Origin of the sequence: Methylobacterium sp. PvP105, from assembly GCF_017876975.1 — a bacterium.
Taxonomy (GTDB): Bacteria; Pseudomonadota; Alphaproteobacteria; order Rhizobiales; family Beijerinckiaceae; genus Methylobacterium; species Methylobacterium radiotolerans.
The window spans coordinates 3043152-3066845 of the sequence record NZ_JAGIPA010000001.1 but is presented as its reverse complement, the minus strand read 5'-3'; the positions used below and the strand labels follow the sequence as shown (position 1 = coordinate 3066845).

Annotated in this window: 20 protein-coding genes; 10 read left to right on the top strand and 10 right to left on the bottom strand. The window is 72.1% G+C overall.

Annotated features, from left to right (window positions below):
• Nucleotides 1-4 precede the first annotated feature (4 nt).
• From J3A75_RS14515 to J3A75_RS14505, 3 genes are all read left to right on the top strand, one after another.
• Nucleotides 5-1315 carry a lipoprotein-releasing ABC transporter permease subunit gene (locus J3A75_RS14515; protein WP_012319019.1) on the top strand — a complete coding sequence of 437 codons (1311 nt, stop codon included), beginning with the start codon at nt 5-7 and terminating at the stop codon, nt 1313-1315.
• Between the two features lie 12 nt (nt 1316-1327).
• A complete protein-coding gene (locus J3A75_RS14510; RefSeq protein WP_012319018.1) occupies nt 1328-2041 on the top strand; it encodes an ABC transporter ATP-binding protein in 714 nt (237 codons plus the stop codon).
• Between the two features lie 295 nt (nt 2042-2336).
• Nucleotides 2337-2597 (top strand): hypothetical protein, encoded by a 261-nt coding sequence (locus J3A75_RS14505; protein ID WP_053622713.1) that lies wholly within the window; start codon nt 2337-2339, stop codon nt 2595-2597.
• Between the two features lie 169 nt (nt 2598-2766).
• Here J3A75_RS14505 and J3A75_RS14500 read toward each other — a convergent pair whose 3' ends face one another.
• On the bottom strand, nt 2767-4125 hold the full coding sequence (locus J3A75_RS14500; protein WP_245295949.1) for a glycosyltransferase: 1359 nt from the start codon (nt 4123-4125) through the stop codon (nt 2767-2769).
• A gap of 440 nt (nt 4126-4565) precedes the next feature.
• Here J3A75_RS14500 and dnaE point away from each other — a divergent pair, with 440 nt between their 5' ends.
• Both dnaE and J3A75_RS14490 read left to right on the top strand, forming a co-directional pair.
• On the top strand, nt 4566-8084 hold the full coding sequence (dnaE, locus tag J3A75_RS14495; RefSeq protein WP_024830246.1) for a DNA polymerase III subunit alpha: 3519 nt from the start codon (nt 4566-4568) through the stop codon (nt 8082-8084).
• Between the two features lie 141 nt (nt 8085-8225).
• Nucleotides 8226-9527, top strand: a complete 1302-nt coding sequence (locus tag J3A75_RS14490) for an Nramp family divalent metal transporter (protein WP_058607640.1) — start codon at nt 8226-8228, stop codon at nt 9525-9527.
• An 18-nt stretch (nt 9528-9545) separates the two neighbouring features.
• Here J3A75_RS14490 and J3A75_RS14485 read toward each other — a convergent pair whose 3' ends face one another.
• Complete coding sequence (locus J3A75_RS14485; protein ID WP_024830248.1) at nt 9546-10169, bottom strand: hypothetical protein; 624 nt, start codon at nt 10167-10169, stop codon at nt 9546-9548.
• A 175-nt stretch (nt 10170-10344) separates the two neighbouring features.
• Between J3A75_RS14485 and J3A75_RS14480 the strand changes: the two genes are divergently transcribed.
• On the top strand, nt 10345-10488 hold the full coding sequence (locus J3A75_RS14480; protein WP_012319010.1) for a hypothetical protein: 144 nt from the start codon (nt 10345-10347) through the stop codon (nt 10486-10488).
• An 88-nt stretch (nt 10489-10576) separates the two neighbouring features.
• On the opposite strand, the gene J3A75_RS14475 is transcribed toward J3A75_RS14480, so the two are convergent.
• Both J3A75_RS14475 and J3A75_RS14470 read right to left on the bottom strand, forming a co-directional pair.
• Nucleotides 10577-11272, bottom strand: coding sequence for a gamma-glutamylcyclotransferase (locus J3A75_RS14475; RefSeq protein ID WP_024830249.1), 696 nt, complete (start codon nt 11270-11272; stop codon nt 10577-10579).
• Nucleotides 11273-11292: 20 nt separating this feature from the next.
• Complete coding sequence (locus J3A75_RS14470; protein WP_070999420.1) at nt 11293-11694, bottom strand: hypothetical protein; 402 nt, start codon at nt 11692-11694, stop codon at nt 11293-11295.
• Nucleotides 11695-11831: 137 nt separating this feature from the next.
• On the opposite strand from J3A75_RS14470, the gene recO reads away from it, so the two are divergent.
• Together recO and parC are read left to right on the top strand one after the other, a co-directional pair.
• Complete coding sequence (gene recO / locus J3A75_RS14465) at nt 11832-12551, top strand: DNA repair protein RecO (RefSeq protein WP_024830250.1); 720 nt, start codon at nt 11832-11834, stop codon at nt 12549-12551.
• Between the two features lie 250 nt (nt 12552-12801).
• A complete protein-coding gene (gene parC / locus J3A75_RS14460; RefSeq protein WP_070999419.1) occupies nt 12802-15048 on the top strand; it encodes a DNA topoisomerase IV subunit A in 2247 nt (748 codons plus the stop codon).
• A 221-nt stretch (nt 15049-15269) separates the two neighbouring features.
• Here parC and J3A75_RS14455 read toward each other — a convergent pair whose 3' ends face one another.
• The 4 genes from J3A75_RS14455 to gltX all read right to left on the bottom strand — a co-directional run bounded on the left by J3A75_RS14455 (nt 15270) and on the right by gltX (nt 19502).
• Nucleotides 15270-15518, bottom strand: a complete 249-nt coding sequence (locus J3A75_RS14455; protein WP_012319004.1) for a hypothetical protein — start codon at nt 15516-15518, stop codon at nt 15270-15272.
• Nucleotides 15519-15590: 72 nt separating this feature from the next.
• On the bottom strand, nt 15591-16484 hold the full coding sequence (locus J3A75_RS14450; protein WP_063111549.1) for a 3-methyladenine DNA glycosylase 2: 894 nt from the start codon (nt 16482-16484) through the stop codon (nt 15591-15593).
• Between the two features lie 56 nt (nt 16485-16540).
• Nucleotides 16541-17830 carry a citrate synthase gene (gene gltA, locus J3A75_RS14445; protein WP_012319002.1) on the bottom strand — a complete coding sequence of 430 codons (1290 nt, stop codon included), beginning with the start codon at nt 17828-17830 and terminating at the stop codon, nt 16541-16543.
• Nucleotides 17831-18074: 244 nt separating this feature from the next.
• The gene (gene gltX / locus J3A75_RS14440; protein WP_209650298.1) at nt 18075-19502 is read right to left on the bottom strand and encodes a glutamate--tRNA ligase; all 1428 of its coding nucleotides are present in this window, start codon (nt 19500-19502) and stop codon (nt 18075-18077) included.
• Nucleotides 19503-19695: 193 nt separating this feature from the next.
• Between gltX and J3A75_RS14435 the strand changes: the two genes are divergently transcribed.
• Nucleotides 19696-21990 (top strand): ComEC/Rec2 family competence protein, encoded by a 2295-nt coding sequence (locus J3A75_RS14435; protein WP_209650297.1) that lies wholly within the window; start codon nt 19696-19698, stop codon nt 21988-21990.
• Here J3A75_RS14435 and lexA read toward each other — a convergent pair.
• A complete protein-coding gene (lexA, locus tag J3A75_RS14430) occupies nt 21984-22712 on the bottom strand; it encodes a transcriptional repressor LexA (RefSeq protein ID WP_012318999.1) in 729 nt (242 codons plus the stop codon). The genes J3A75_RS14435 and lexA overlap by 7 nt on opposite strands.
• A 249-nt stretch (nt 22713-22961) precedes the next feature.
• Between lexA and J3A75_RS14425 the strand changes: the two genes are divergently transcribed.
• Nucleotides 22962-23411 carry a hypothetical protein gene (locus tag J3A75_RS14425; protein ID WP_012318998.1) on the top strand — a complete coding sequence of 150 codons (450 nt, stop codon included), beginning with the start codon at nt 22962-22964 and terminating at the stop codon, nt 23409-23411.
• Between the two features lie 18 nt (nt 23412-23429).
• Here J3A75_RS14425 and J3A75_RS14420 read toward each other — a convergent pair whose 3' ends face one another.
• Complete coding sequence (locus tag J3A75_RS14420; protein WP_012318997.1) at nt 23430-23645, bottom strand: hypothetical protein; 216 nt, start codon at nt 23643-23645, stop codon at nt 23430-23432.
• Between the last annotated feature and the right edge of the window lie 49 nt (nt 23646-23694).

The window sequence follows — 23694 nt, the reverse complement described above, 5'->3', positions numbered from 1 at the left end:
GCCGATGGCCGCCTCAGCGAAGCTGGACCGGGTTCGGACCTTCGCGGCCTCGCTCGCGGCCTCGTTCCGCCAGGGCACCGCGCCCTTCGCGCCGTTCGAGTGGATCCTCGCCGGCCGCTACCTGCGCGCCCGGCGCCGGGGCGGCGGCGTCTCGGTGGTGGCGTTCTTCTCGGTGCTCGGCATCGCGCTCGGCGTCGCCACGCTGATCATCGTCCTGTCGGTGATGAACGGCTTCCGGGCGGAACTGCTGTCGAAGATCGTCGGCATCAACGGCCACCTGTTCGCGACGCCCATCGACCGGCCGTTCAACGACTGGACCGACCTGTCGGAGCGCCTGTCGAAGGTGGCGGGCGTGCGCGCGGCGGTGCCGCTGGTCGAGGGCCAGGCCTTCGCCTCCTCGCAGTATGGCGGCTCGGGGGTGATCATCCGCGGCGTGCGGGCGGCCGACCTCGACGCGCTGGCGGCCGTCTCCTCGGCGATCCGCGGCGGCACCCTGGAGGGCTTCGACGACGGCACGGGCGTGCTGATCGGGCGGCGGCTCGCCGACACGCTGGGCCTGCAGGCCGGCGACACGATCACGCTGGTCACGCCCAAGGGCTCGTCGACGCCGTTCGGGACGGCGCCGCGCACCAAGAGCTACACCGTCAAGGCGGTCTTCGAGGTCGGCATGACCGAGTTCGACCAGACCTTCGTGTTCATGCCGCTGACCGAGGCCCAGGCCTTCTTCAACAAGGACGGCGACGTGAGCATGATCGAGATTTACGTCGACGATCCCGACCATGTTGGCGACATGCGCGAGCCCCTGGAGATGGCGGCCGAGCGCCCGATCCTGCTGACCGACTGGCGCCAGCGCAACCGGACCTTCTTCGGGGCCCTGGAGGTCGAGCGGAACGTCATGTTCCTGATCCTCAGCCTGATCGTCGTGGTGGCGACGCTCAACATCGTCTCCGGCCTGATCCTGCTGGTGCGCGACAAGTCGAGCGACATCGCCATCCTGCGCACCATGGGGGCGACCCCGGGCACGATCATGCGGGTGTTCCTGATCAACGGTGCGCTGATCGGCGTCGTCGGGACGCTCAGCGGGCTGGGGCTCGGCGTCCTGATCACCCTCAACATCAAGCCGATCCAGCACGTGCTGTTTCCGGGCGCCTGGGACCCCACGGTGCGGTTCCTCGCCGAGATCCCGGCCCAGATGAACCCGAAGGAGATCACTGCCGTGGTGATCACCTCCCTGCTGCTGTCGCTCGCGGCGACGCTGTATCCCTCCTGGCGCGCCGCCCGGCTCGATCCGGTGCAGGCCCTCCGCTACGGCTGACGGGCCCATCCGATGAGCGATTCGAGCCAGACCGCCGGCGACCCGCCGGTGCCGGCCCTGTTCTTCTCCCGCGTCGAGCGGCGCTACGCCCAGGCCGAGGGCGCCTTGGAGATCCTGCGCGGGGCCGATCTCGCGATCTGGCCGGGCGAGCTGGTGGCGCTCGTGGCGCCGTCGGGCGCCGGCAAGTCGACGCTGCTGCACCTCGCCGGCCTGCTGGAGCGGCCCGACGGGGGCGAGATCTACATCGGCGGCCACCCGACCGCCGCGATGGCGGATGCCGAGCGGACCCGCCTGCGGCGCGAGGAGATGGGCTTTGTCTACCAGTTCCACCATCTCCTGCCGGAATTCTCCGCGCTGGAGAACGTGGTGATGCCCCAGCTCATCCGCGGCCTGAAGCGCCCGGAGGCGAAGGCCCGGGCCACGGAGCTCCTCAGCTTCCTGGGCCTCAAGGAGCGGCTGCCGCACCGCCCCGCGGAGCTGTCGGGGGGCGAGCAGCAGCGCGTCGCCATCGCCCGGGCGGTGGCCAACGGCCCGCGCCTCCTCCTCGCCGACGAGCCGACCGGCAACCTCGATCCCGGGACGGCGGGCCACGTCTTCTCGGTCCTGATGGCCCTGGTCCGCGCCTCGGGGCTCGCCGCCCTGGTCGCGACCCACAACCTGGAATTGGCCGCCCGCATGGATCGGCGGGTCACCATCCGGGACGGCCTGATCACGCAGCTCGACTGAGCGGCCCCACATCCGGGCAGAGTGCCCCGTGCGCCGGCGCAGCGACGGCACGCGGCGAACGCCCGCCCACGCGTGCACCGTCGGCCTCGATCAACCACAAGGCGCATCGCTTCGAACCCGCGACGCGACCCGGTCCGCGGGCCTACGCTCCCCGCAAGTGCACGCGATCTTTAATCCGTCGCGCCGCGTGCGGCGCGTCACGCCGCGGAAGACGCCCGCTCCCTACCTTACGATCACGCAAGATAAAACAGAGCCGAACAACCGGCCTGTACTGCGTGATCTCTGGAGCCTGACCATGAAGACCCGTATCGCCGTCGCCGTCACCGCACTTGTCCTTGGCGTCGCTCCGATCTCGTCCGCTCTGGCGGCGAACGGCGCCCGCTGGACAGGCTTCACTCCCTACGAGGTCGAGACCACGGGCGCGCTGGGCCTCGGGGTCCACGACAATCCCAACTATGTCGGCTGCCCGCTGAGCTCGGCCGCCGAGGGCAACGCCGATCAGCAGACCCGGCCGGTGAAGCAGTACGGCCAGACCGCCGGCGGCTACCGCTGCTGATCCGACGGGAGGACGGATGAAGCTGAAAGCGCTCTCCTACGTCATGATCGGCGCCTTCGTGAGCGGCCTGCTCATGACCATCGTCGGTTCGGCCACCACGTTGTTGGGCCAGTGATCGGAGGCGCCGCCCCGTACAGGGCGGCGCCTCCCGCGCGCGCGGCCGGTGCAGTCAGGACGCGCCGGAACCGGCCTCCGCGCTCGTCAGCCGCTCCACGTAATCGCAGGCGTCGCGGATGGCATCGGGGCCTTCCGCCATCCGAGCCCGGGCCGCCGCGCAGGCCCGCGCCACCGCGGGGTCGGCGAGGAGCCGCCCGAGCACGCGCGCCGCGCGCGCGGGCCGGAAGGCGCGGCGGCTCAGGGTGGCGCCCAGATCCCGATCCTTCAGCCGCCGCCCCTCGTCGAAATGGTCGAAGGCCACCGGCACCACGAGCTGCGGGACGCCCGCCGCCAGGGCCTGCGCGACCGTGCCGACGCCGCCGTGATGGACCAGCGCCGCGCTGCGCGGCAGCAGGGCGCTCAGGGGCGCGTAGGGAAGGTGGACGATCCCGGCCGGCAGCGGCTTCGGGATCTGCCCGCCCTGGGGGGCGAGCAGGACGCCGCGCCGGCCCATGCGCCGGCACAGCCGCACCGCGGTGTCGAAGAAGCCGGCGCCCTGGCGCATGGCCGAGCCGTAGGTGAACACGATCGGCGGGTCGCCCGCGTCGAGGAACGCTTCCAGCTCCGGCGGCATGGCCGCCACGTCGCCGAACCGGTCGACCAGCGGGAAGCCGAGCTGCACCGCCTGGCCCGGCCAGTCGGCCTGCGGCTCCGCGTACCAGTCGGGAAACATCAGGAGCATGCCGGTCGGGCTGTTCCACCAGTGCCGCAGCCGGTAGACCGGATCGAGGCCGAGACGCGCCCGCAGGGCGTTCAGCGGCGGCAGCGTGAACGGGCCGACCGCCACCTTGTCGACGCCGAGATTCACGTAGGCCCGCAGGGCGGCCGGCAGCACGCGCGGCAGCGGCAGGCCCGGCAGGCGCGGCGGATCGTACCGGCTCTCGATCAGGAACGGCATGACGTGCAGCGTCGCGGTCGGCAGATCGTAGAGGTCCTGCGCGAGCCGCGCGCCCCAGCCCAGCGGCGAGGCGACCACCCGCAGGTCGACCCCCCGGGCGCGGGTCGCGCCGAGCCACAGGCAGGCCGCCTCGGCGACCTGCAGGGCGTAATCGAACATCGGGCGGAAGCCCTGCTGCGGGTGCCAGAGATCCGGCTGGCGGATCACCGCCTCGTAATCCGCTACCGTACCCAGGGGCTGGAAGGCGAGGCCCGCCCGGCGGGCCATCGCCTCGAACGGGGCCGGGGCCGCGAGCGAGACGCCGTGACCGCGCTTCAGGAGCTCGTGCCCCAGCGCGATGAACGGCAGCACATCGCCATGTGTGCCGACGGCCACGAGGGCGACGTCGAACCGTTCGACCGTCCGGTGCTCGGGAATGGCTTGCTCCTTCGAACCCCCCAGCCGGTGACGAGTTCGTCTCGAAGGCGGGGGCATGCCAGCCCGCCCGATCCGCATCAAGACACTTTTTACCTTATCGGAGAAACGGGACCGCCCTGTGACCCGCGGGCCCTTCCAAAGGAACAAAACATGAACATACTAGGACCGGAACACAGGAGGCAGGTCGATGCTGAAGCGGATGGTCCTGACCGGAATGGTCGAGTTCATGGCGTTCGGGATGCTGTTCGCGGCTTTCGGCGCCTGGGCGATAGCCTTGGCACCGGTTCGTTAGCCGGTTTTTTCCGAAGACCGCCCGGTTCCGTCCGCGGACGGGTTATGCACAGGCGATGGGCCGCCGGACGCCGATTGTCCACAGGGGCGGGCCGAACTGGTGCTTCCGGAGCACGACCGGTGGATATCGTCCTTCGGCGGCCCGGCACACGTCGACTTGAGGCCGGCGAGCGGGGATGCTGCCCGACCCCGGAACAAGGTCGGCCATGCCACGCCAGCTCAAGGAGGTCGGATTCGTCCACCTCCACGTCCACTCGTCCTATTCTCTCCTCGAAGGGGCGCTGAAGGTCGGTTCCCTGATCAAGGCGGCGGTCGCCGACCGGCAGCCGGCCCTGGCGCTCACCGACACCAACAACCTGTTCGGGGCGCTGGAATTCTCCGAGAAGGCGGCCGGGGAGGGCGTCCAGCCGATCGCCGGCGTGCAGCTCTCGGTGGCGTTCGAGGCCGCCGACCCGCATCAGCGCCAGGCACCGACGAGCCACGGCATCGTGCTCCTCGCCCAGGACGAGACCGGCTACGCCAACCTGCTGCGGCTGGCGAGCCGCGCCTATTTCGACACGGCGCTCGGCGAGGCACCGCGCCTGGATGCGGGAGCACTGGCGGGCGCCTCCGAGGGACTGATCGCGCTGACCGGCGGGATGGCGGGCCCCCTCGACGCGGCCTTCCGGGCGGGCCGACCGGAGCTCGCCCTCAACCGTCTGAAGCGCCTAAAAGAGACCTTCGGCGAGGACCGGCTCTACGTGGAGATCCAGCGCCACGGCCTGCCCGAGGAGGGGCGGATCGAGACCGCGCTCCTCGACCTCGCCGGTCGGCACGGCCTCGGGATCGTGGCGACGAACGAGCCCTTCTTCGCCAAGCCGGACGATTACGACGCCCACGACGCGCTGCTCGCCATCGCGGAGGGCCGCCTCGTCTCCGACGACCGCCGCCGCCGGCTGACGCCGACGCACGCCTTCAAGACCCGCGCCGAGATGGCCGAGCTGTTCCGCGACCTGCCGGACGCGCTCCAGGCCACGGTCGAGATCGCCATGCGCTGCGCGGTCCGGGCGCGGACCCGCAAGCCGATCCTGCCGAATTTCGGCGCCGTAGCGGCGGGCGAGACGCCTCCCATGGCGGATGCCCTGGCCGAGGCGTCCGACGCGGGCGCGCAGGCGGTCTCGGCCGACGAGCCGACCGAGCTGCGCCGGCAGGCCGAGGCGGGGCTGGAACTGCGCCTGAAGCAGCACGGCACGGCGCCCGGCTTCGCCGAGGAGGATTACCGCAAGCGCCTCGCCTTCGAGCTCGACGTCATCGTCAAGATGAAGTTCCCGGGCTACTTCCTGATCGTCTCGGACTTCATCAAGTGGGCCAAGGACCACGACATCCCGGTGGGCCCGGGCCGCGGCTCCGGCGCCGGCTCGCTGGTGGCGTGGTCGCTGCTGATCACCGACCTCGACCCGCTGCGCTTCGGCCTGCTGTTCGAGCGCTTCCTCAACCCCGAGCGCGTCTCGATGCCGGATTTCGACATCGATTTCTGCGTCGAGGGCCGCGAGCGGGTGATCAAGTACGTGCAGCAGCGCTACGGCGAGGGGCAGGTCGGGCAGATCATCACCTTCGGTACGCTGCTCGCCCGCGGCGTGCTGCGCGATGTCGGCCGCGTCCTCGAGATGCCGTACGGGCAGGTCGACAAGCTGACCAAGCTCGTGCCGCAGAACCCGGCCAACCCGGTGACCCTCGCCCAGGCGATCGAGGGCGAGCCCAAACTCCAGCAGGCCATGGAGGAGGAGCCGATCGTCGGTCGGCTCATCGACATCTCCAAGAAGCTGGAAGGCCTGCACCGCCACGCCTCGACCCACGCCGCCGGCGTGGTGATCGGCGACCGGCCCCTGGAGGAGCTGGTCCCGCTCTACCGAGACCCGAAGACCGGCATGCGCGTGACCCAGTTCAACATGAAGTGGGTCGAGCAGGCGGGGCTGGTGAAGTTCGACTTCCTGGGCCTCAAGACCCTGACCATGCTGCGCTGCTGCACGGATCTCCTCAAGCAGCGCGGCATCCACATCGACCTCGCCTCGCTGCCGCTCGACGACCCGAACACCTACGGGCCCATGGGCCGGGGCGAGACGGTCGGCGTGTTCCAGGTGGAATCGGCCGGCATGCGCAAGGCGCTCTGCGAGATGCAGGCCGACCGGCTGGAGGACATCATCGCCCTGGTGGCGCTCTACCGGCCGGGCCCGATGGCCAACATCCCGGTCTACTGCGAGCGCAAGCTCGGCCGCGACGCCGGCAACGAGGCGTCCTGGTACCCGGACCCGAAGCTGGAGCCGATGCTGAAGGAGACCTTCGGCATCATCGTCTACCAGGAACAGGTGATGGAGATCGCCAAGGTGCTCGCCGGCTACTCGCTCGGCGAGGCCGACATGCTCCGGCGCGCCATGGGCAAGAAGATCCGCGCCGAGATGGACGCGCAGCGCGACCGGTTCCTGAAGGGCTGCACCGAGCGCGGCCTGACCAAGGCCAAGGCCAACGAGATCTTCGACCTGCTCGCCAAGTTCGCCGATTACGGCTTCAACAAGAGCCACGCGGCGGCCTACGCGCTGCTGACCTACCAGACTGCCTACCTGAAGGCGAACTTCCCGGTCGAGTTCCTGGCCGCCGCCATGACCCTCGACATCGACAACACCGACAAGCTGGCCGAATTCCGCCAGGACGCCCAGCGCCTGAAGATCACGGTCGAGCCGCCCTCGATCAACACCTCGGGCGAGGTGTTCGAGGTGCGCGACGGCAAGATCTTCTACGCGCTGGCCGCCATCAAGGGCGTCGGGCGCGAGGCGGTGCGGGCGCTGGTGGAGGCCCGCGGCGACCGGCCGTTCAAGGACCTCGCCTGCCTCGCCCGCCGGTTGAACCCCCGGATGATCAACAAGCGCACCCTGGAGAGCCTCGTCCAGGCGGGGGCGCTCGACTGCATCGAGCCGGACCGGGCCCGCGCCTTCGCGGCGGTGGAGCCGATCATGAAGCTCGCGGCCAGCGCGGCGGAGGCCGAGACCGCCGGCGTCACCGACATGTTCGGCGGCGTGGTGGCGGACGACGTGTCCCTGCGTATCCCGCCCCACGAGATCTGGCCGATGGCCGACACGCTGAAGCGCGAGTACGCGGCGATCGGCTTCTTCATCTCGGGCCATCCGCTCGACGAGTACGGCGACCTTCTCGACAAGCTGCGGGTGCAGAGCTGGACGGATTTCTGCCGCGCGGTCCGGGCCGGGACCTCGAGCGTCGGCCGGGTCGCGGCCTCGGTGCTCGACCGGGCGGAGCGGCGGACCAAGACCGGCAACAAGATGGGTATCGTCACCCTGTCGGACCGGACCGCGCATTTCGAGGCGATCATCTTCTCCGAGGGCCTCGGCCAGTACCGCGACATCCTCGAGCCGGGCCGCCCGCTCGTCCTTCAGCTTCAGGCCAACCTGGAGGGCGAGGACGTGCGCGCCCGCATCCTCACCGCGGAACCCCTGGACCAGGCGGTCGCCCGCCACCAGAAGGGCATCCGCATCCATCTGAGCGACCCGCGCGGCGTCGCCCCCGTGCAGCAGCGCCTGTCCATGCGGGGCGAGAGCGAGGTCTCGCTGATCCTCAAGCTCGACGGCGGCGAGCGCGAGGTGGAGATCCGGCTGCCCGGAAAATTCCAGGCGAGTCCGGCGCTCGCCGGCCAGCTCCGGACCGTGCCGGGTGTGGTGCAGGTGGAGGTGAGCTAGCCTCCCCCGGCGTGCGGAAGACCGTCCCGTCATTCCGGGGCTCGCCTCGGGCGAGCCCCGGAATGACGGCGCGGATGCCTGACCGAGAACACTCGCGAAACCCGACCGGTTGGACCTCGGCGCACCCTGCGACGAGGATCCATGGACCAGCCCCGTCCGAAACCCGACACCGACGACCCGGACAGGCCACGCGGCCGTGGCAGCCTCCTCCACGCCCTCGGTACCGGGGTGATCACCGGCGCCGCCGACGACGACCCCTCCGCCATCGGCACCTATGCGAGCGCCGGCGCCCGGTACGGCCTCGGGTTCCTGTGGATCGCCCCGGTCGTCCTGCCGATGATGGTCGTGGTCGTCTACCTCTCTGCCAAGCTCGGGCAGGTCTACGGCAAGGGCCTGTTCGCCATCGTGCGCGACCGCTACCCGCGCTGGGTCCTCTACCCGCTCGTGGCCGGCGCCTTCGCGGGCAACGTCATCGAGGCGGCGGCCAATCTCGGCGGGATCGGCGCGGCCCTCAACCTGCTGGTCCCGGTCCCGATCCCCGCCATCGTGGTCGGCGCCGCCGCGGCGATCCTGAGCCTGCAGATCTTCGGCTCCTACGCGCTCCTGCGGGACATCTTCCGCTGGCTGGCGCTCGCCCTGTTCGCCTACGTGGCGGCCGCGATCCTGGCCCGTCCCGACCCCGCCGAGATCCTGCGCGGCACCCTCGTGCCGCAGGTCCGGTTCGATGCCGACTTCCTGGCGATGATCGTCGCCTGCATCGGCACCTCGCTCTCGGCCTACATCTACACGTGGCAGTCGAACCAGGAGGTCGAGGAGGAGATCGCCCTGGGACGGCGCACGCTGCGGCAGCGCAAGGGTGCGACCGATGCCGAGCTGCGCAAGACCCGCCGGGACGTGATGATCGGGATGCTGTTCTCGAACATCATCCTCTACTTCATCGTCCTGTCCACGGGCGCGACGCTGCATCAGGCGGGGCAGACCGAGATCGAGAGCGCCGCCCAGGCCGCGGCCGCCCTGGAGCCCCTGGCGGGGGCAGGGGCCAAGTACCTGTTCGCCCTCGGGGTCGTCGGCGTCGGCTTCCTGGCGGTGCCGGTGATGACCACGGGGGCGGCCTACGACCTCGTGCAGGGGATCGGCCGGACGGGCAGCCTGCACGCCCGTCCGAGCGAGGCCAAGCTGTTCTACGGCACGATCGCGGCCGTGACCGTGCTGGCGGTGGGTCTGAACTTTCTCGGCTTCAACCCGATGCGGGCGCTCGTCTGGTCCGGCATCGTGCAGGGCTTCTCGGTGCCGCCGCTCCTGCTCCTCATGATGCTGATGACCAACGACCGGGCCGTGATGGGCGGCCGCGTCAATGGCCGCGTGACCAACGGGCTCGGATGGCTGACCACCGCTGCGACCTTCCTCGCCACGCTCTGCCTGGTCGGGACATGGGTCCTGTGAGGCGCCGGCCGGGCCGCCTCAGAACGGCGCCGCGAGGCAGCCGTCGAGGGCCGCCTTCAGGGCGGCGGCGTCGGCCTCCGCGACCGTGAACGTCGCCGTCAGGGCGGGGTCTCCCGGGCGCGGGCTCGCCTGTGTCCAGGTCAGCTTGGTCCCGGGCTGGGCGAGGGCCAGGGCCACCCCGCGCAGCGGATCCTCGCCCCGGCGCGCGCCCGTCACCGTCAGCGTGAAGCCCGCCTCCGGCCCGGTCGCGGCGCCCCGGACCGGCATGCGCACGGAGCGCACGCTGCCGTCACTGGAAACCAGGATCCCGGTGAGGGGCTTCTCGCTGTCGGCCCCTTCGAGGCCCGCGAAGTCGAAGCGCGGCGCCAGCTCGGCGAAGCGCGGCACGGTCATCGCGGCGGACAGGCCGGTGCCGCCCGGATCGCAGGCGACGTGCAGGGTCGCCGGCCGCCGGTCCGCCTCGAGGGTCGCGGTGCCGGTCAGGTCCGCGCTGCCGCCGGGCGCCCGGGCGCTCCCGGCCAGCAGCGGCGTCCGGCCGGTGAGGATGTCGGACAGGCTGTCCCCGCGGCTCAGCGGTCCGGCCAGGAGAGCAACGGCGGCGATGACGACCACCGCCAGGGCCACGCCGATCCGGAGCCGCATCCTATCCTCCGCCTGTGGACATCACGGGCCGGCGGCATAGACGATCGCGGCCGCATCGCAACCCTTCGTTCACCACGTCCGCGGGGAAGCGGCTGGCCGCGCGCCCGCGTGCACTGCAGCAACTCCGTAAAAACCGATCGTTCCTATGCACCGACGCTCAAGCTTGAGCGTCGCCATGCGCACGAAGATCCTGCTCGTCCTCACCCTCCTCGTCTACGTCACCACCGGCCGTGCCCCCGGCATCCGGGAGCCGCGCAACCCGGACGCGGAGCACGGCGGCGGGCGGGTCGTGGTCGCGACCAAGCGGGCCTGGATCTGAGCCGCCGGCATCCGGTCGTCGCCCTCGGTCCACGCGTTCGGTCGACGCGTTCGGCTCCGTCCGCGCGCGAGGCGCGGAGGACCGGGGATCACGCTCCCGGCGCGCAGGCCCTGAGCCGCGCGGCCACCAGGGCCTGGAGGCTCCAGAGGTGGCGGTCGCGGATCCCGAGGCGCTCGCAGGCCTCCACGGTCCGGAACAGGTACTCGGCGCTCGGCCCCTTGTGGCCGCAGGCCGCGGCGATCTTCTCGGCGATCTCCGCATCCGAGAGGCGGCCGGCGTAGCGGTCGCTGGCGCGGTTGGCCAGGAAGGTCAGGGCCGAGACGGTCCCGGCCTCCGTGGCGACCGGCAGCCAGCGGGCGACGTAGCCGCGGCCGCGCATCTCGCGGCGCCAGACCGGCATCAGCGCCTCGCGGATCTCCATGCCGGGCAGGCGGAAGGCCACGCCCCGGCACAGGCCGCCGCGGTCCAGCGCCAGCACGAAGCCCGGCCGGTCCGGCGTCCCGCGGAACCGGCGCTGAAGCAGGCAGAACCGGCGATGGAAGCCGCGCACGGTCCCGATCCGGCGCTCGGCGACGGGAAATTCCGGATTCCACATCAGCGAGCCGTAGGCGAAGACCCAGAGGTCGCTGCCCTCGCGCCCGGCGACGATCGCGTCGAGCCCGGGGCGCAGCTCCGCGTCCGAGAGAACCTCGAGGGCGCTCGGGTCGTCGGGGATCGGGACGGAATGGGCGCGGGCGATCAGGTCGAGGCTGAGGTCGAGGGTGCGGGCGGGCGCGGCGGGCATGGGCCCTCAACGCCCGGGCCTCACGGCTTGTTGCCCAGCGCGTCGAGTTCGGGGAAGGGTCGGGTGCGGTGCCCGGCGCAGACCTCGTCGTCGTCGAGCACTGAGAGCCGGTCGTTGTCGTCGAGCAGCGCCACCCTCGGCCGCTCGGGCTTGCCGAAGGTCCGCCCGTACATCCGGCCCGACACGCAGTAGATCACCCGGCCGCCGTCCGCGATCGGCCCGGCGATCCGGCTGCCCGCGAACCGGACGGGCAGCAGGGACACCGCGCCGAACTCGACCTGCCTCAGGGCCAGGGCGGCGATGCGCCGGAGGAGGGCCGGGGAGGGGACAGACTCGGCGGCGGGCCTCGATGCCCGCGGCGCGGCCTGCGCACCGGCGGCGAGGAGGACCATCAGGGCGGCGAGGGCGACGCGGCGCGGCATCGGTCATCGCTACCCGGCCAAGGCTGCCTGGGGCTGGGCACCGCGCGGGGCAGCGCCGACCGCCGCGGCTCCCTATATGAGAGGCAGGCGCGGAGCGCACCGCTCACCCGATCTCTCACACGAAGACGCGACGTTCGATGCAGTGGACCGACGACGCCCTGGTGCTCGGCCTGCGCCGGCACGGGGAGACCGGCGTCATCCTCGAGGCCATGACCGAGGCCCACGGGCGCCACCTCGGCCTCGTGCACGGCGGGCGCTCGCGCCGGATGCAGCCCGTTCTGCAGGCCGGGAACCGCGTCCGCCTGACGTGGCGGGCGCGCCTCGACGACGGCCTCGGCTCCTACGCGGTGGAACCCCTCGAGTCGCAGCTCTCGCGGCTGATCGGATCGAGCCTCGCCCTCTACGGCATGAACCACATGGCCGCCCTGCTGCGGCTCCTCCCCGAGCGCGACCCGCATCCGGCGCTCTACGAGGCGGCGGGGATTCTGGTCGAGCACCTCGACGACCCCGCCGTCGCCCCGCCTCTGATGGTGCGGTTCGAGCTGGCGATCCTGTCGGAGCTCGGCTTCGGCCTCGACCTGACCGCCTGCGCGGCCACCGGCGGCAACGACGCCCTGGCCTACGTGTCGCCGAAGAGCGGCCGGGCGGTCAGCGCCTCGGCCGGCGAGCCCTACCGGGACCGCCTGCTGGCGCTCCCGACCTTCCTGCACGCGGGCGGGTCCCCCGGTCCCGACGGCGTTGCCCAAGGGTTTACCTTGACGGGATACTTCCTCGACCGGCACGTCTGGGGTCCGCGCGGCCTCGGGCCGCCCGAGGAGCGGGCGCGATTCGTTGCGCTCGGCCGCGAGGCCGGGTAATGTTCGCGTTCTGTTCTAGAAACGCCCGGGCTTGAGCGTGGCTCGACCCGGGACGAACAAACCCGTCATTCCGGGGCCGCGGAGCGGAGCCCGGAATCCAGACGCGCACGCGGCCCGGCAGGATCGTCCGTCTCCTCCGGCAGGGCAGGCGGGTCTGGATTCCGGGCTCGCCTCCGGCGCCCCGGAATGACGGATTGCTGCATGAGGTGGCGCCGCTGTTCGGCGGCCCCGCCCTGAGACAGGAGCCGTCATGGGCCAGCCCTTCGAGCCGCCGTCCGGCGACGGGATCGAGAGCGTCGAGCTGAAATCCGCGCTGGAGGAGCGCTACCTCGCCTACGCGCTCTCCACGATCATGCACCGGGCCCTGCCGGACGCCCGCGACGGGTTGAAGCCCGTGCACCGGCGCATTCTGTACGGGATGCGGCTGCTCCGGCTCGACCCGACCACCGCGCACAAGAAATGCGCCAAGATCGTCGGCGACGTGATGGGCGATTTCCACCCGCACGGCGACCAGGCGATCTACGACGCGCTGGTGCGGCTCTCCCAGGACTTCGCCCAGCGCTACCCGCTGGTCGACGGCCAGGGCAACTTCGGCAACATCGACGGCGATGGCCCGGCCGCCTACCGCTACACCGAGGCGCGGCTCACCGAGGTCGCGCGCCTCCTGCTCGACGGGATCGACGAGGACACGGTCGATTTCCGCCCCTCCTACAACGGCGAGAAGGAGGAGCCGGTCGTCCTGCCGGCGGCCTTCCCGAACCTGCTGGCCAACGGCAGCCAGGGCATCGCGGTCGGCATGGCGACCTCGATCCCGCCGCACAACGCCGCCGAGCTGTGCGACGCGGCGCTCTACCTGATCAACCATCCCGAGGCGACCTCGGGTCAGCTCGCCAAGTTCGTCCAGGGGCCGGATTTCCCGACCGGCGGCATCCTGATCGACTCGGCCGAGTCGGTCGCCGAGGCCTACCGGACCGGCCGCGGCGCCTTCCGGGTCCGGGCCCGCTGGGCCAAGGAGGATCTCGGCCGCGGCACGTGGAACATCGTCGTCACCGAGATTCCCTACGGCATCCCGAAGGGCCGGCTGATCGAGAAGATGGCCGAGCTGCTGCAGGAGAAGAAGCTGCCGCTCCTCGCCGACGTGCGCGACGAATCGGCCGAGGACGTGCGCATCGTGCTGGAGCCGCGCTCGCGCACGGTCGATCCCGTGATCCTGATGGAATCTTTGTTCCGGCTGACCGAGCTGGAGGCGCGGATTCCGCTCAACCTCAACGTCCTGGTCGGCGGCCTCGTGCCGAAGGTGATCGGGCTCGCCGAGTGCCTGCGCGAATGGGTCGACCACCGCCGCGTGGTGCTGCAGCGCCGCTCGCGCTACCGCCTCGGCCAGATCGACCGGCGCCTTGAGATCCTGGGCGGCCTGCTCATCGTCTATCTCGACCTCGACGAGGTGATCCGCATCATCCGCGAGGAGGACGAGCCGAAGGCCGCCCTCATGGCCCGGTTCGAGCTGACTGAGATCCAGGCCAACGCGATCCTCGACACCCGCCTGCGCTCCCTGCGCAAGCTCGAAGAGATGGAGCTGAAGCGCGAGTTCGACGCGCTCACCGCCGAGAAGGCCGAGATCGACGCCCTGCTCGCCTCCGAGCCGGCGCAGTGGAAGGCGATCCAGGCGCAGATCCGCGCCGTGAAGAAGACCTTCGGGCCCGAGACCAAGCTCGGCAAGCGCCGCACGACGCTGGCGAGCCCGCCGGATGTCGGCGGCATCGACTTCACGGCGGCGCTGGTCGAGCGCGAGCCCATCACCGTGATCGTCTCGACCAAGGGCTGGATCCGGGCACTCAAGGGCCACGTGGCGGACCTCTCCGGCGTGGCGTTCAAGGGCGACGACACCCTGAAGATCGCCTTCCCGACCGAGACCACGCAGAAGATCCTGCTGCTCGCCACCAACGGCAAGGTGTTCACGCTGGAGGCCTCGAAGCTGCCGGGCGGGCGCGGCTTCGGCGACCCGGTGCGGCTGATGGCCGACCTCGACGACGGCACCGAGATCGTGGCGGCGCTGCCCTACCGGCCGGAGACCAAGCTGCTGATCGCGGGCTCCGACGGGCGCGGCTTCCTGGCGCCCGCGGACGCGCTGGTGGCCAACACCCGCAAGGGCAAGAACGTGCTGGGTCTCGACGGCGACGCCAAAGCGGCCGTGCTGGTGCCGGCGGACGGCGACCACGTCGCGGTGGTGAACACCGAGAAGCTGCTCCTGATCTTCCCGGTCTCCGAGGTGGCGGAACTCGCCCGCGGCAAGGGCGTGCGGCTCCAGCGCTGCCGCAGCGGAAGCCTCCTCGACGCGCACGTCTTCAAGCTGGCGGACGGCCTGCCCTGGCAGGACGGCTCGGCCGAAGGCCGGCTCGCCAACGTCTCGGTGCTGGAGAAGTGGCTCGGCCACCGCGCCGAGGTCGGGCTGATGATGGCGCGCAGCTTCCCGAAATTCGAGCGGTTCGGGCGTTGAGGGAGGCCGGGGGCGCTCCAGTGCCCCCCTCGGCCTGAGGTGCCGGTGCTCGCTGGACCCATCCTTCTGGACGGCTCCACCGCAGCTCAGGACGAGGGCGCGGTCTCCGCGTTGCGGAGGCCGCTGTCCTCAATGCGCCCGCTGGGCGAGCCAGAGCGCGCCGAAGGCCAGCACGCCGCCGCCGAGCGGAACCGCGAGCAGGAGGAGAAGCTGGGCTGTCGTCATGGCCGAAGGTTCCGCAATGCGTGCCTCACGGCCCAATGTATGGCGCCACTCATGATCCAGCAAACCACCATGGCGATGAGCACGGGCGCGAAGTGCGGACGATCCGACAGGGCGGTCGAGATGAACGGCGCGAAACCGCCGACGGCGAAGATCGCGACGGCCAGGCCGTTGGCGTAGGTCGCCGAGAACTTGATCCGCTCGTTCGCCACGAGCGTGTCGCGCGCTTCGCTCTCCGCTTCCGACATCGAACCAGAGCCCCCGGCCGGCCGCGAGCTTAGCCGATACCGGCGACGCGGACCATGAGCCTGCCGGCCGCCTCACCGCCCCGTCACGGTCGCCTCGTCCGCCGCCCAGAGGTGCTGTGCCGCGTAGGCCCGGAACGGGCGCCACGCCTCCGCCCGGGCCAGGAGCTCCGCCGGGCTCGGCCGCCCGGTGCCGGTCTCCAGCGCCCGCAGCAGCCCGACATCGCCCACCGGCAGGGCGTCGGGCAGCTTGAGCGCCCGCATGGCGATGTACTGCGCGGTCCACGGCCCGATCCCGCGGATCGCCGTGAAGCGGAGCAGAGCGGCCTCCAGCGACTCGGCCGGGGCGAACAGGTCCGGGTCGGCCAGCGCCGCCGCGGCGAGCGCCCGGATCGCCGCGCCGCGGGCGCGAGGCATGTTGAGCGCCCGGGCGACATCCGCCTCGACCAGATCCGCCGGCGCCGGGAAGACGTGGGTCAGGCCGCCCGACGGCTCCGCCAGCGGCGTCCCGAACGCCGCCACCAGCTTGCCCGCGAGGCCGATCGCGGCCGCCACCGACACCTGCTGGCCGAGGATCGCCCGGCAGCCGGTCTCGAACGGGTCCCACGCCCCCGGCAGGCGCAAACCCGGCCGCGCGGCCACGAGCGGGGCCAGGATCGGATCCCCGGCGAGGCAGGCCGCGACGGCGCCGGGATCGGCGTCGCAGTCGAACAGGCGGCGCAGGCGCCCGGCGACCGCTTCGGCGTGCCCGGCCTCGACGCCGCGGAGCGTGACGCGCAGGCCGTCCGCGCCGGGGGCCACCGTCAGGAGGCCGTGCCGCCCCGCGACGCTGACCGTACGCGCGTAGGCCTCCGCGGGATCCGTCGCCTCGACGCCCGGGATCGCCCGCTTGGCCAGGAAGGCGCGGATCGCCCCCCAGTCGTAGGGCGGCCGGACGGGCAGGCAGAGCTCGATCGCCTCCGCAAACACGAAGGGCGGCCTCTCGGCCGCCCCGCTGGTCGCGTCTCCGGACAGGTGATCCCGCCTCAGCCGCGCTGGTCGACCGGCACGTAGTCGCGCTGGGTCGGACCGACGTAGAGCTGGCGCGGACGGCCGATCTTCTGCGACGGGTCCTCGATCATCTCGGCCCACTGGGCGATCCAGCCGACCGTGCGGGCCACGGCGAACAGCACGGTGAACATGTCGGTCGGGAAGCCCATCGCCTTGAGGGTGATGCCCGAGTAGAAATCGATGTTCGGGTAGAGCTTCTTCTCGATGAAGTACTCGTCCTTGAGGGCGATCTGCTCCAGCTCCATGGCGACGTGCAGCAGCGGATCGTCGGTCTTCCCGAGCTCCTTCAGCACCTGGTGGGTGGTGCTCTGCATGATCCGGGCGCGCGGGTCGTAGTTCTTGTAGACCCGGTGGCCGAAGCCCATCAGGCGGAACGGGTCGTTCTTGTCCTTGGCCTTGGCGACGTACTTGCCGACGTTCTCCGGAGTGCCGATCTCCATCAGCATCTTCAGCGCCGCCTCGTTGGCGCCGCCATGGGCCGGGCCCCACAGGCAGGCGATGCCGGCCGCGATGCAGGCGAAGGGGTTGGCGCCCGAGGAGCCGGCGAGCCGCACCGTCGAGGTCGAGGCGTTCTGCTCGTGGTCGGCGTGCAGGATGAAGATCTTGTCGAGCGCGCGGGCGAAGACCGGGTTCACCTCGTACTCCTCGCACGGCACCGCGTAGCACATGCGCAGGAAGTTCGACGTGTAGTCGAGGTCGTTCTTCGGGTACACGAACGGCTGACCGATCGAGTACTTGTAGGCCATCGCGGCGAGCGTCGGCATCTTGGCGATCATGCGGATCGACGCGATCAGCCGCTGGCTCTCGTCCGTGATGTCGGTAGAGTCGTGGTAGAAGGCCGAGAGGGCGCCCACCGAGGCGACCATGACGGCCATCGGGTGCGCGTCGCGGCGGAAGCCGGTGAAGAACCGGTTCATCTGGTCGTGCACCATGGTGTGGCGCGTGACCCGGTACTCGAAATCGGCCCGCTGGGCGGCGGTCGGCAGGGCGCCGAACAGCATCAGGTAGCAGGTCTCGAGGAAGTCGCCCTTCTCGGCGAGCTGCTCGATCGGGTAGCCGCGGTACAGCAGCACGCCCTCGTCGCCGTCGATGTAGGTGATCTTCGACTCGCAGGAGGCCGTCGAGGTGAAGCCCGGGTCGAAGGTGAAGGCGCCGGTCTGGGCGTAGAGCTTGCCGATATCGATCACGTCCGGCCCGATCGTGCCGGATTTCACCGGCAGTTCGATCGACTTGCCGTCCACGGTGATGGTGCTGGGTGCGCTCATGGATCGTGGACCCTTCTCTGGCGACGTGGCGGATGCCGGCCTCGGGCTGCCCGAGTCGGTCCCGGGGGCCTGAGCACACGCATTATGCTGCGGGTGCTCACAGCCATGGGTTACCCAAACGGCAGTGCAGCAGCAACGGGGTCGGTGACAACCCGCCCCCGACGCCAAGCGAATTCCGCCAACTGAATTCCACCCAACGCAATCCGGGCCGGGGCCCGCAGTTCCCGGTCCGCGCGCGGCAGTCTCAGCCCTGCGGCGCCTGATCCCCGAGGCGCGCCAGGGTTTCCTCCCGGCCGAGCACCGCCATCACGTCGAACAGGGGCGGGGAGGTGGTGCGGCCGGTCAGCGCCGCGCGCAGGGGCTGGGCGACCTGTCCGAGCTTGCAGCCGGCCGATTCCGCGTACTGGCGCACCGCGCCCTCGGTGGAGGCCGCGCTCCAGTCGGGCAGCGCCTCGAGCACCGGCCGCACGCCGGCGAGGCGGCCGCGCCCCTCGTCGGAGAGGAGGGCGCGGGCCTTGTCGTCCAGTGCCAGGGGCCGCTGGGCGTAGAGGTAGTAGGCGCTGTCGAGGAGCTCGATCAGCGTCTTGGCCCGCTCCTTCAGGCCCGGCATGGCTTGGATCAGCTTGTCCTTGAGGTCGGGCTGCAGCGGCGCCGACAGGCCGCGCTCCGGCCCGACATTCGGAAGGATGGTCTCGATCGCCGCGACGAGATCGGCATCGGCGCTGGTGCGGATGTAGAGGCCGTTGAGGTTGGCGAGCTTGGCGAAGTCGAACCGCGCCGCGGAGCGACCGACCGCCCCGAGGTCGAAGGCCGCGACCATCTCCTCGGTGGAGAAGACCTCCTGGTCGCCGTGGCTCCAGCCGAGCCGCACGAGGTAGTTGCGCAGGGCCGCCGGCAGGTAGCCGAGATCGCGATAGGCCTCGACGCCGAGCGCGCCGTGGCGCTTCGAGAGCTTGGCCCCATCGGCCCCGTGGATCAGCGGGATATGGGCCATCCGGGGAACGTCCCAGCCGAGCGCCGAGAAGATCTGGCTCTGGCGCGCCGCGTTGGTGAGGTGGTCGTCGCCGCGGATGATCTGCGTGACGCCCATGTCGTGGTCGTCGACCACCACGGCGAGCATGTAGGTCGGCGTCCCGTCCGAGCGCAGCAGGACGAGGTCGTCGAGGTCCTTGTTGGCCCAGGTGACCCGGCCCTGGACGGCGTCCTCGACCACGGTCTCGCCCTCGGTCGGCGCGCGCAGGCGGATCACCGGCTTGACCCCGGCGGGCGCCTCGGACGGGTCGCGGTCGCGCCAGCGGCCGTCGTAGCGCGGGGCGCGCCCCTCCGCGCGGGCGGTCTCGCGCATCTGCGCGAGTTCCTCGGCGGTGGCGTAGCAGTGATAGGCGCGGCCCGCGGCCAGCAGCTCCTCGGCCACGGCGCGGTGGCGCTCGGCGCGGGCGAACTGGAAGACCACGTCGCCGTCCCAGTCGAGGCCGAGCCAGGACAGGCCGTCGAGGATCGCGTCGATCGCGCCCTTGGTGGAGCGCTCCCGGTCGGTATCCTCGATGCGCAGCAGCATCTTCCCGCCGGTGTGGCGGGCGTAGAGCCAGTTAAACAAGGCCGTGCGGGCCCCGCCGATGTGCAGGTAGCCGGTGGGCGAGGGGGCGAAGCGCGTGATGACGGCTGAGGACATCGGTCCGGTATGTTCCGGGGCTGGTCGCGGACGGAGCGCGACGGACGGCGAAGGGGCGGCGGAGCGGCGAGGGGCTCGACAGGGCGCCCGTAGCACGAAGAGCCGGCTGTAGCACGGGCCGGCGGATGCGTTAAGAATCGCCCGCAGAATCGCTCGACCCCGACGACAGGTCGCGCGGAGCGGGGCGGCGGCGATGCGGCGGATCGGCGCGAGGCGGGCGGGCGGCGCGGTGGCGCTGATCGGCCCGCGCGTCCGAGCCCTCCCGCCCGCCCTACCGGCGCTCCGCGGCTGGGTCGCCGCCGGTCTCGCCCGCGAGGCCGAGCAGCGCCGGCTGTTTCCCTGGCTGGCAGTGGCCTTCGGCGGCGGGATCCTGGTCTACTTCGCGGCGGCCGACGGCGCGCCGAGCCTGGCCGCGCCCCTGATCGCGGCCGCCCTCGCGCTGGCGCCGGTCCCCGTCCTCGGCGCGCGGCCGGCGGCCCTGGCGGCGGCGCTCGCGGTGGCGGCCGCGCTCCTCGGCTTCGCGGCGGCGACCTGGCGGGTCTCGCAGGTCGCCGCGCCGATCCTGACGCGCACCACGATCGGTCCGCTCGTCGGAACGGTCGAGGCCCTGGACGAGCGCGAGGTCGGCGCCCGGCTGGTGATCCGGGTGGAGAGCTTCGCCGGCCTCGCGCCCGAGGCGCGGCCCGCCCGGGTGCGGGTCTCGTTCCGCAAGACGCCGATCCCGCGCCCCGGGGACGTCGTCGCCGCCACGGCGCGGCTGCTGCCGCCCCCGGAGGCGGCCCGGCCCGGCGGCTACGACTTCGCCCGGGACGCCTACTTCCAGGGGATCGGCGCGGTGGGCTCGCTGGTCGGCGCGGTCACCGTCCGGGCGCCGTCCGAGCCGCCGCCGCTGGGCCTGCGGCTCGCCGCGGCGCTGGACGCGGCCCGCAACGGGCTCACGCGCCGGATCGCGGAGGCCGCCGGCGGCCAGGCGGGCGCGGTGGCGGCGGCCCTGGTGACCGGCAAGCGCGGCCTCATCGGACCGGCGACCAACGACGCGCTCCGCGCCGCGGGCATCTACCACGTGGTGTCGATCTCGGGCCTCCACATGGTGCTGGCCGCCGGCGTGGTGTTCTGGCTGGTGCGGGCGGTCCTCGCCGCGGTGCCGCTCTGCGCGCTCCTCTGGCCGATCAAGAAGATCGCGGCCGGCTTCGCCATGGTCGGCGTCACCGCCTACTGCGCCTTCTCGGGCTGGGACATCGCGGCCGAGCGCTCGCTGATCATGACCCTGATCATGCTGGGCGCGATCCTGGCGGACCGGCCGGCCCTGTCGATGCGCAACCTCGCCCTCGCGGCGCTGATCGCGCTCGCCCGGGAGCCGGAGGGCCTGCTCGGCCCGAGCTTCCAGATGTCCTTCGGCGCCGTGGCCGGGCTGATCGCCTGCGCCCGGCTGATCGACGGGCGGCTGTTCGTGCGCCCCGGGGCCGGGCGGATCGGCCGCCTCGTCGGCACCGGCCTCTCGGCGATCACCGGGACCCTGGCCACGACCCTTGTGGCGCAGGTCGCGACCGCGCCCTTCGCCACCTACCACTTCCAGACGGTTCAGCCCTTCGGCCTCGTCGGCAACGCCCTGACCCTGCCGCTCGTCTCCCTGGCGGTGATGCCCGCCGCGGTGATCGGCTGCCTCGCCTATCCCTTCGCCCTCGACCGGCCGGTCTGGTGGCTGATGGGGCAGGCGGTGGCCGGCATGCTGGCGATCTCGGACTGGATCGCCGGGTTCGAGCGGGCGAGCCTGGTGCTGCCGGCCTTCGGCGCCGCAGCGCTGACCCTGCTGACCGCGGGCCTGCTGCTGGCGACGCTGCCGGCCTCCCGCCTGCGCTGGCTCGCCGTGCCGCCGGTCCTGCTCGGCCTCGTCCTCGCGGCCCGGCCCGACCGCTACGACCTCTACGTCGACCGGCAGGGCGCGGGAGCGGCGGTGCGGGGTCCGGACGGGCGGCTCGCGGCCCTCGGAAGCCCCTCCGGCTTCGTCCTCGAGCAGTGGCTGAAGGCGGACGGTGACGGGCGGCGGCCCGCGGCGCTCATCGTCCGGTCGGGCAGCGGGCGCTGCGACCGGCTCGGCTGCACCGCCCGGCTGCCGGACGGGCGGGCGGTCGCCCTCGTCCGGGACAGGCGGGCCTTCCCGGAGGATTGCGCCCGCGCCGCGGTGCTGATCACCTTCCTCGCGGCGCCGCCGACCTGCACGGGCCCCCTGGTGATCGATCGGCAAGTCCTCGCCGCCCGCGGCGCCGTGGCCCTCCGGACCGACGGCGACGGCTTCGCCGCGCGCTTCGCCCGGGACGACGGGCGCGCCGTGCCCTGGCGGCCGGCCCCGGGACGCGATCCGGGACGCGATCCGGGACCGCCGCGGCCGGTCACCGCGGAGCCGGGCGACCGCGCCGCGGAGGACGGGGCCGCCGCGCCGGGCGGAGACCTCGCTCCCGGCGACGCGCCGGCCGAGCCGCTTCAGTAGCGGCGGACGAGGCTGACGAGGCGGCCCTGGATCCGGACCCGGTCGGGCCCGAGCACGCGGGTCTCGTAGGCCGGGTTGGCGGCCTCCAGGGCGATCGAGGAGCCGCGGCGGCGCAGGCGCTTGAGCGTCGCCTCCTCGTCGTCGATCAGCGCCACGATGATGTCGCCGGTATTGGCGGTGTCCTGCTTGCGGATGACCACGAGGTCGCCGTCCAGGATCCCGGCCTCGACCATCGAGTCGCCGCGCACCTCGAGGGCGTAGTGCTCGCCGCCGGCCACGAAGTCCGGCGACAGGGTGATGGCGTGGCTCTGGTTCTGGATCGCCGAGACGGGCGTACCGGCCGCGATCCGACCCATGACGGGGATCGAGATGGCCCGGCCGGACTCGTCGATCATCCGCGTGCTCGCCGGGGCCGGCGGCTGCTTGGACTTGCCGCCCTCGACCACGCTCGGCGTGAAGCGACGCGGCTCGGCGGGGGTCTGGGGCGCCGGCGCGGCCTGCGTCAGGCTCTCGGGGATGCGGATCACCTCGATGGCGCGCGCCCGATTCGGCAGGCGCCGGAGAAAGCCGCGCTCCTCCAGCGCCGTGATCAGCCGGTGGATACCGGATTTCGACTTGAGGTCGAGGGCATCCTTCATCTCGTCGAACGACGGCGGGACGCCGCATTCCTGCATCCGGCTCTGGATGAATCGCAGGAGGTCCAGCTGCTTGCGCGTGAGCATCGACGGGGGACTCGCGGCTTGGCGGACCGCCACGTGACGGTCTCCGAAACAAATCACGAACAGGTTAAACGTTCCGCAAGTGTTCCGCAAGAGCGGCACCGCCACGCTCGGCGCGCCGCGGCGCGCCCGCGGGACAAGGCGGAGAAACGCATTGACGGCGCAAGCGGAGCCGTTTCAATGCACCGCGGTGCCCCGCCGGGCAGGCGGCGGATCCGGGGCGCGGGCTGGGACCCTCTTGGAATGACGAGGATGCGACGACCCGCGGCTCTGCTGCCCCTCGGCCTCGCCGCCCTCGGCCTCGCCGGCTGCACCACCGGGTTCTCCTACATCTCGCGGAACTACGTGGCGCTCACCCCCCAGGTCGTGACGATCGGCTGCAAGGAGCCCTACGAGGTCTACGACAACCGGCAGCTGCGCCGGATGCTGATCGTCTCCAACGCCCTGCGCGAGTACACCGGCTGCAATCTGAGCGAGGTCCGGATCGATCCGGAGCCGGACGCCACCCGGGTGAAGCGCTTCCGCACCGCCGCCCGGGCCTATCTCGACGAGACCGTGCGCGAGGATTGCCGGATCACCGGCGAGACCGTGTTCGATCCGCTGAAGACCGAGTTCGCCTACGCGTGCGACGCGCCGATCGAGAAGCGCGGCACGGTGGTCCCCCGCCTGCCGGGCCGCAACCCCGGCCTCGGGGTGCGCTGACCGGCCGGCGGCGCGCCGTCAGGCGCCCGGCTTCGGGAAGGTCCGCTCCGCCGCGTCCCCGGCGGCGGCGAGCAGGGCGCGGGCGAAGGCCCGGGCCTCGGCCCGGTCGAGCACGATCGCGGCGGTCACCGGCGCGCCGCCGAGGTCGGCGAGGGCGAGTTCCAGGCGCACCCCGTCGGGCACGGCGCTCGCCTGCAGGCTCCAGCCGGAGCCCCGATCCGTGCTCTCCGCCATCTCACGCTCCTCCCGCCTGCCCCGGGAAAACGCCGCAGGCGCCCGCCGG

What these genes read in the sequence shown, in the direction of transcription:
- J3A75_RS14420 (WP_012318997.1), bottom strand. Translation starts at nt 23,645, where the DNA reads ATGGCGGAGAGCACGGATCGGGGCTCCGGCTGGAGCCTGCAGGCGAGC.
- gltA (WP_012319002.1), bottom strand. Translation starts at nt 17,830, where the DNA reads ATGAGCGCACCCAGCACCATCACCGTGGACGGCAAGTCGATCGAACTG.
- recO (WP_024830250.1), top strand. Translation starts at nt 11,832, where the DNA reads ATGCAGTGGACCGACGACGCCCTGGTGCTCGGCCTGCGCCGGCACGGG.
- J3A75_RS14485 (WP_024830248.1), bottom strand. Translation starts at nt 10,169, where the DNA reads ATGCGGCTCCGGATCGGCGTGGCCCTGGCGGTGGTCGTCATCGCCGCC.
- dnaE (WP_024830246.1), top strand. Translation starts at nt 4,566, where the DNA reads ATGCCACGCCAGCTCAAGGAGGTCGGATTCGTCCACCTCCACGTCCAC.
- J3A75_RS14505 (WP_053622713.1), top strand. Translation starts at nt 2,337, where the DNA reads ATGAAGACCCGTATCGCCGTCGCCGTCACCGCACTTGTCCTTGGCGTC.
- gltX (WP_209650298.1), bottom strand. Translation starts at nt 19,502, where the DNA reads ATGTCCTCAGCCGTCATCACGCGCTTCGCCCCCTCGCCCACCGGCTAC.
- J3A75_RS14470 (WP_070999420.1), bottom strand. Translation starts at nt 11,694, where the DNA reads ATGCCGCGCCGCGTCGCCCTCGCCGCCCTGATGGTCCTCCTCGCCGCC.
- J3A75_RS14425 (WP_012318998.1), top strand. Translation starts at nt 22,962, where the DNA reads ATGCGACGACCCGCGGCTCTGCTGCCCCTCGGCCTCGCCGCCCTCGGC.
- lexA (WP_012318999.1), bottom strand. Translation starts at nt 22,712, where the DNA reads ATGCTCACGCGCAAGCAGCTGGACCTCCTGCGATTCATCCAGAGCCGG.
- J3A75_RS14475 (WP_024830249.1), bottom strand. Translation starts at nt 11,272, where the DNA reads ATGCCCGCCGCGCCCGCCCGCACCCTCGACCTCAGCCTCGACCTGATC.
- J3A75_RS14490 (WP_058607640.1), top strand. Translation starts at nt 8,226, where the DNA reads ATGGACCAGCCCCGTCCGAAACCCGACACCGACGACCCGGACAGGCCA.
- J3A75_RS14435 (WP_209650297.1), top strand. Translation starts at nt 19,696, where the DNA reads ATGCGGCGGATCGGCGCGAGGCGGGCGGGCGGCGCGGTGGCGCTGATC.
- parC (WP_070999419.1), top strand. Translation starts at nt 12,802, where the DNA reads ATGGGCCAGCCCTTCGAGCCGCCGTCCGGCGACGGGATCGAGAGCGTC.
- J3A75_RS14455 (WP_012319004.1), bottom strand. Translation starts at nt 15,518, where the DNA reads ATGTCGGAAGCGGAGAGCGAAGCGCGCGACACGCTCGTGGCGAACGAG.
- J3A75_RS14510 (WP_012319018.1), top strand. Translation starts at nt 1,328, where the DNA reads ATGAGCGATTCGAGCCAGACCGCCGGCGACCCGCCGGTGCCGGCCCTG.
- J3A75_RS14500 (WP_245295949.1), bottom strand. Translation starts at nt 4,125, where the DNA reads ATGCCCCCGCCTTCGAGACGAACTCGTCACCGGCTGGGGGGTTCGAAG.
- J3A75_RS14515 (WP_012319019.1), top strand. Translation starts at nt 5, where the DNA reads ATGGCCGCCTCAGCGAAGCTGGACCGGGTTCGGACCTTCGCGGCCTCG.
- J3A75_RS14480 (WP_012319010.1), top strand. Translation starts at nt 10,345, where the DNA reads ATGCGCACGAAGATCCTGCTCGTCCTCACCCTCCTCGTCTACGTCACC.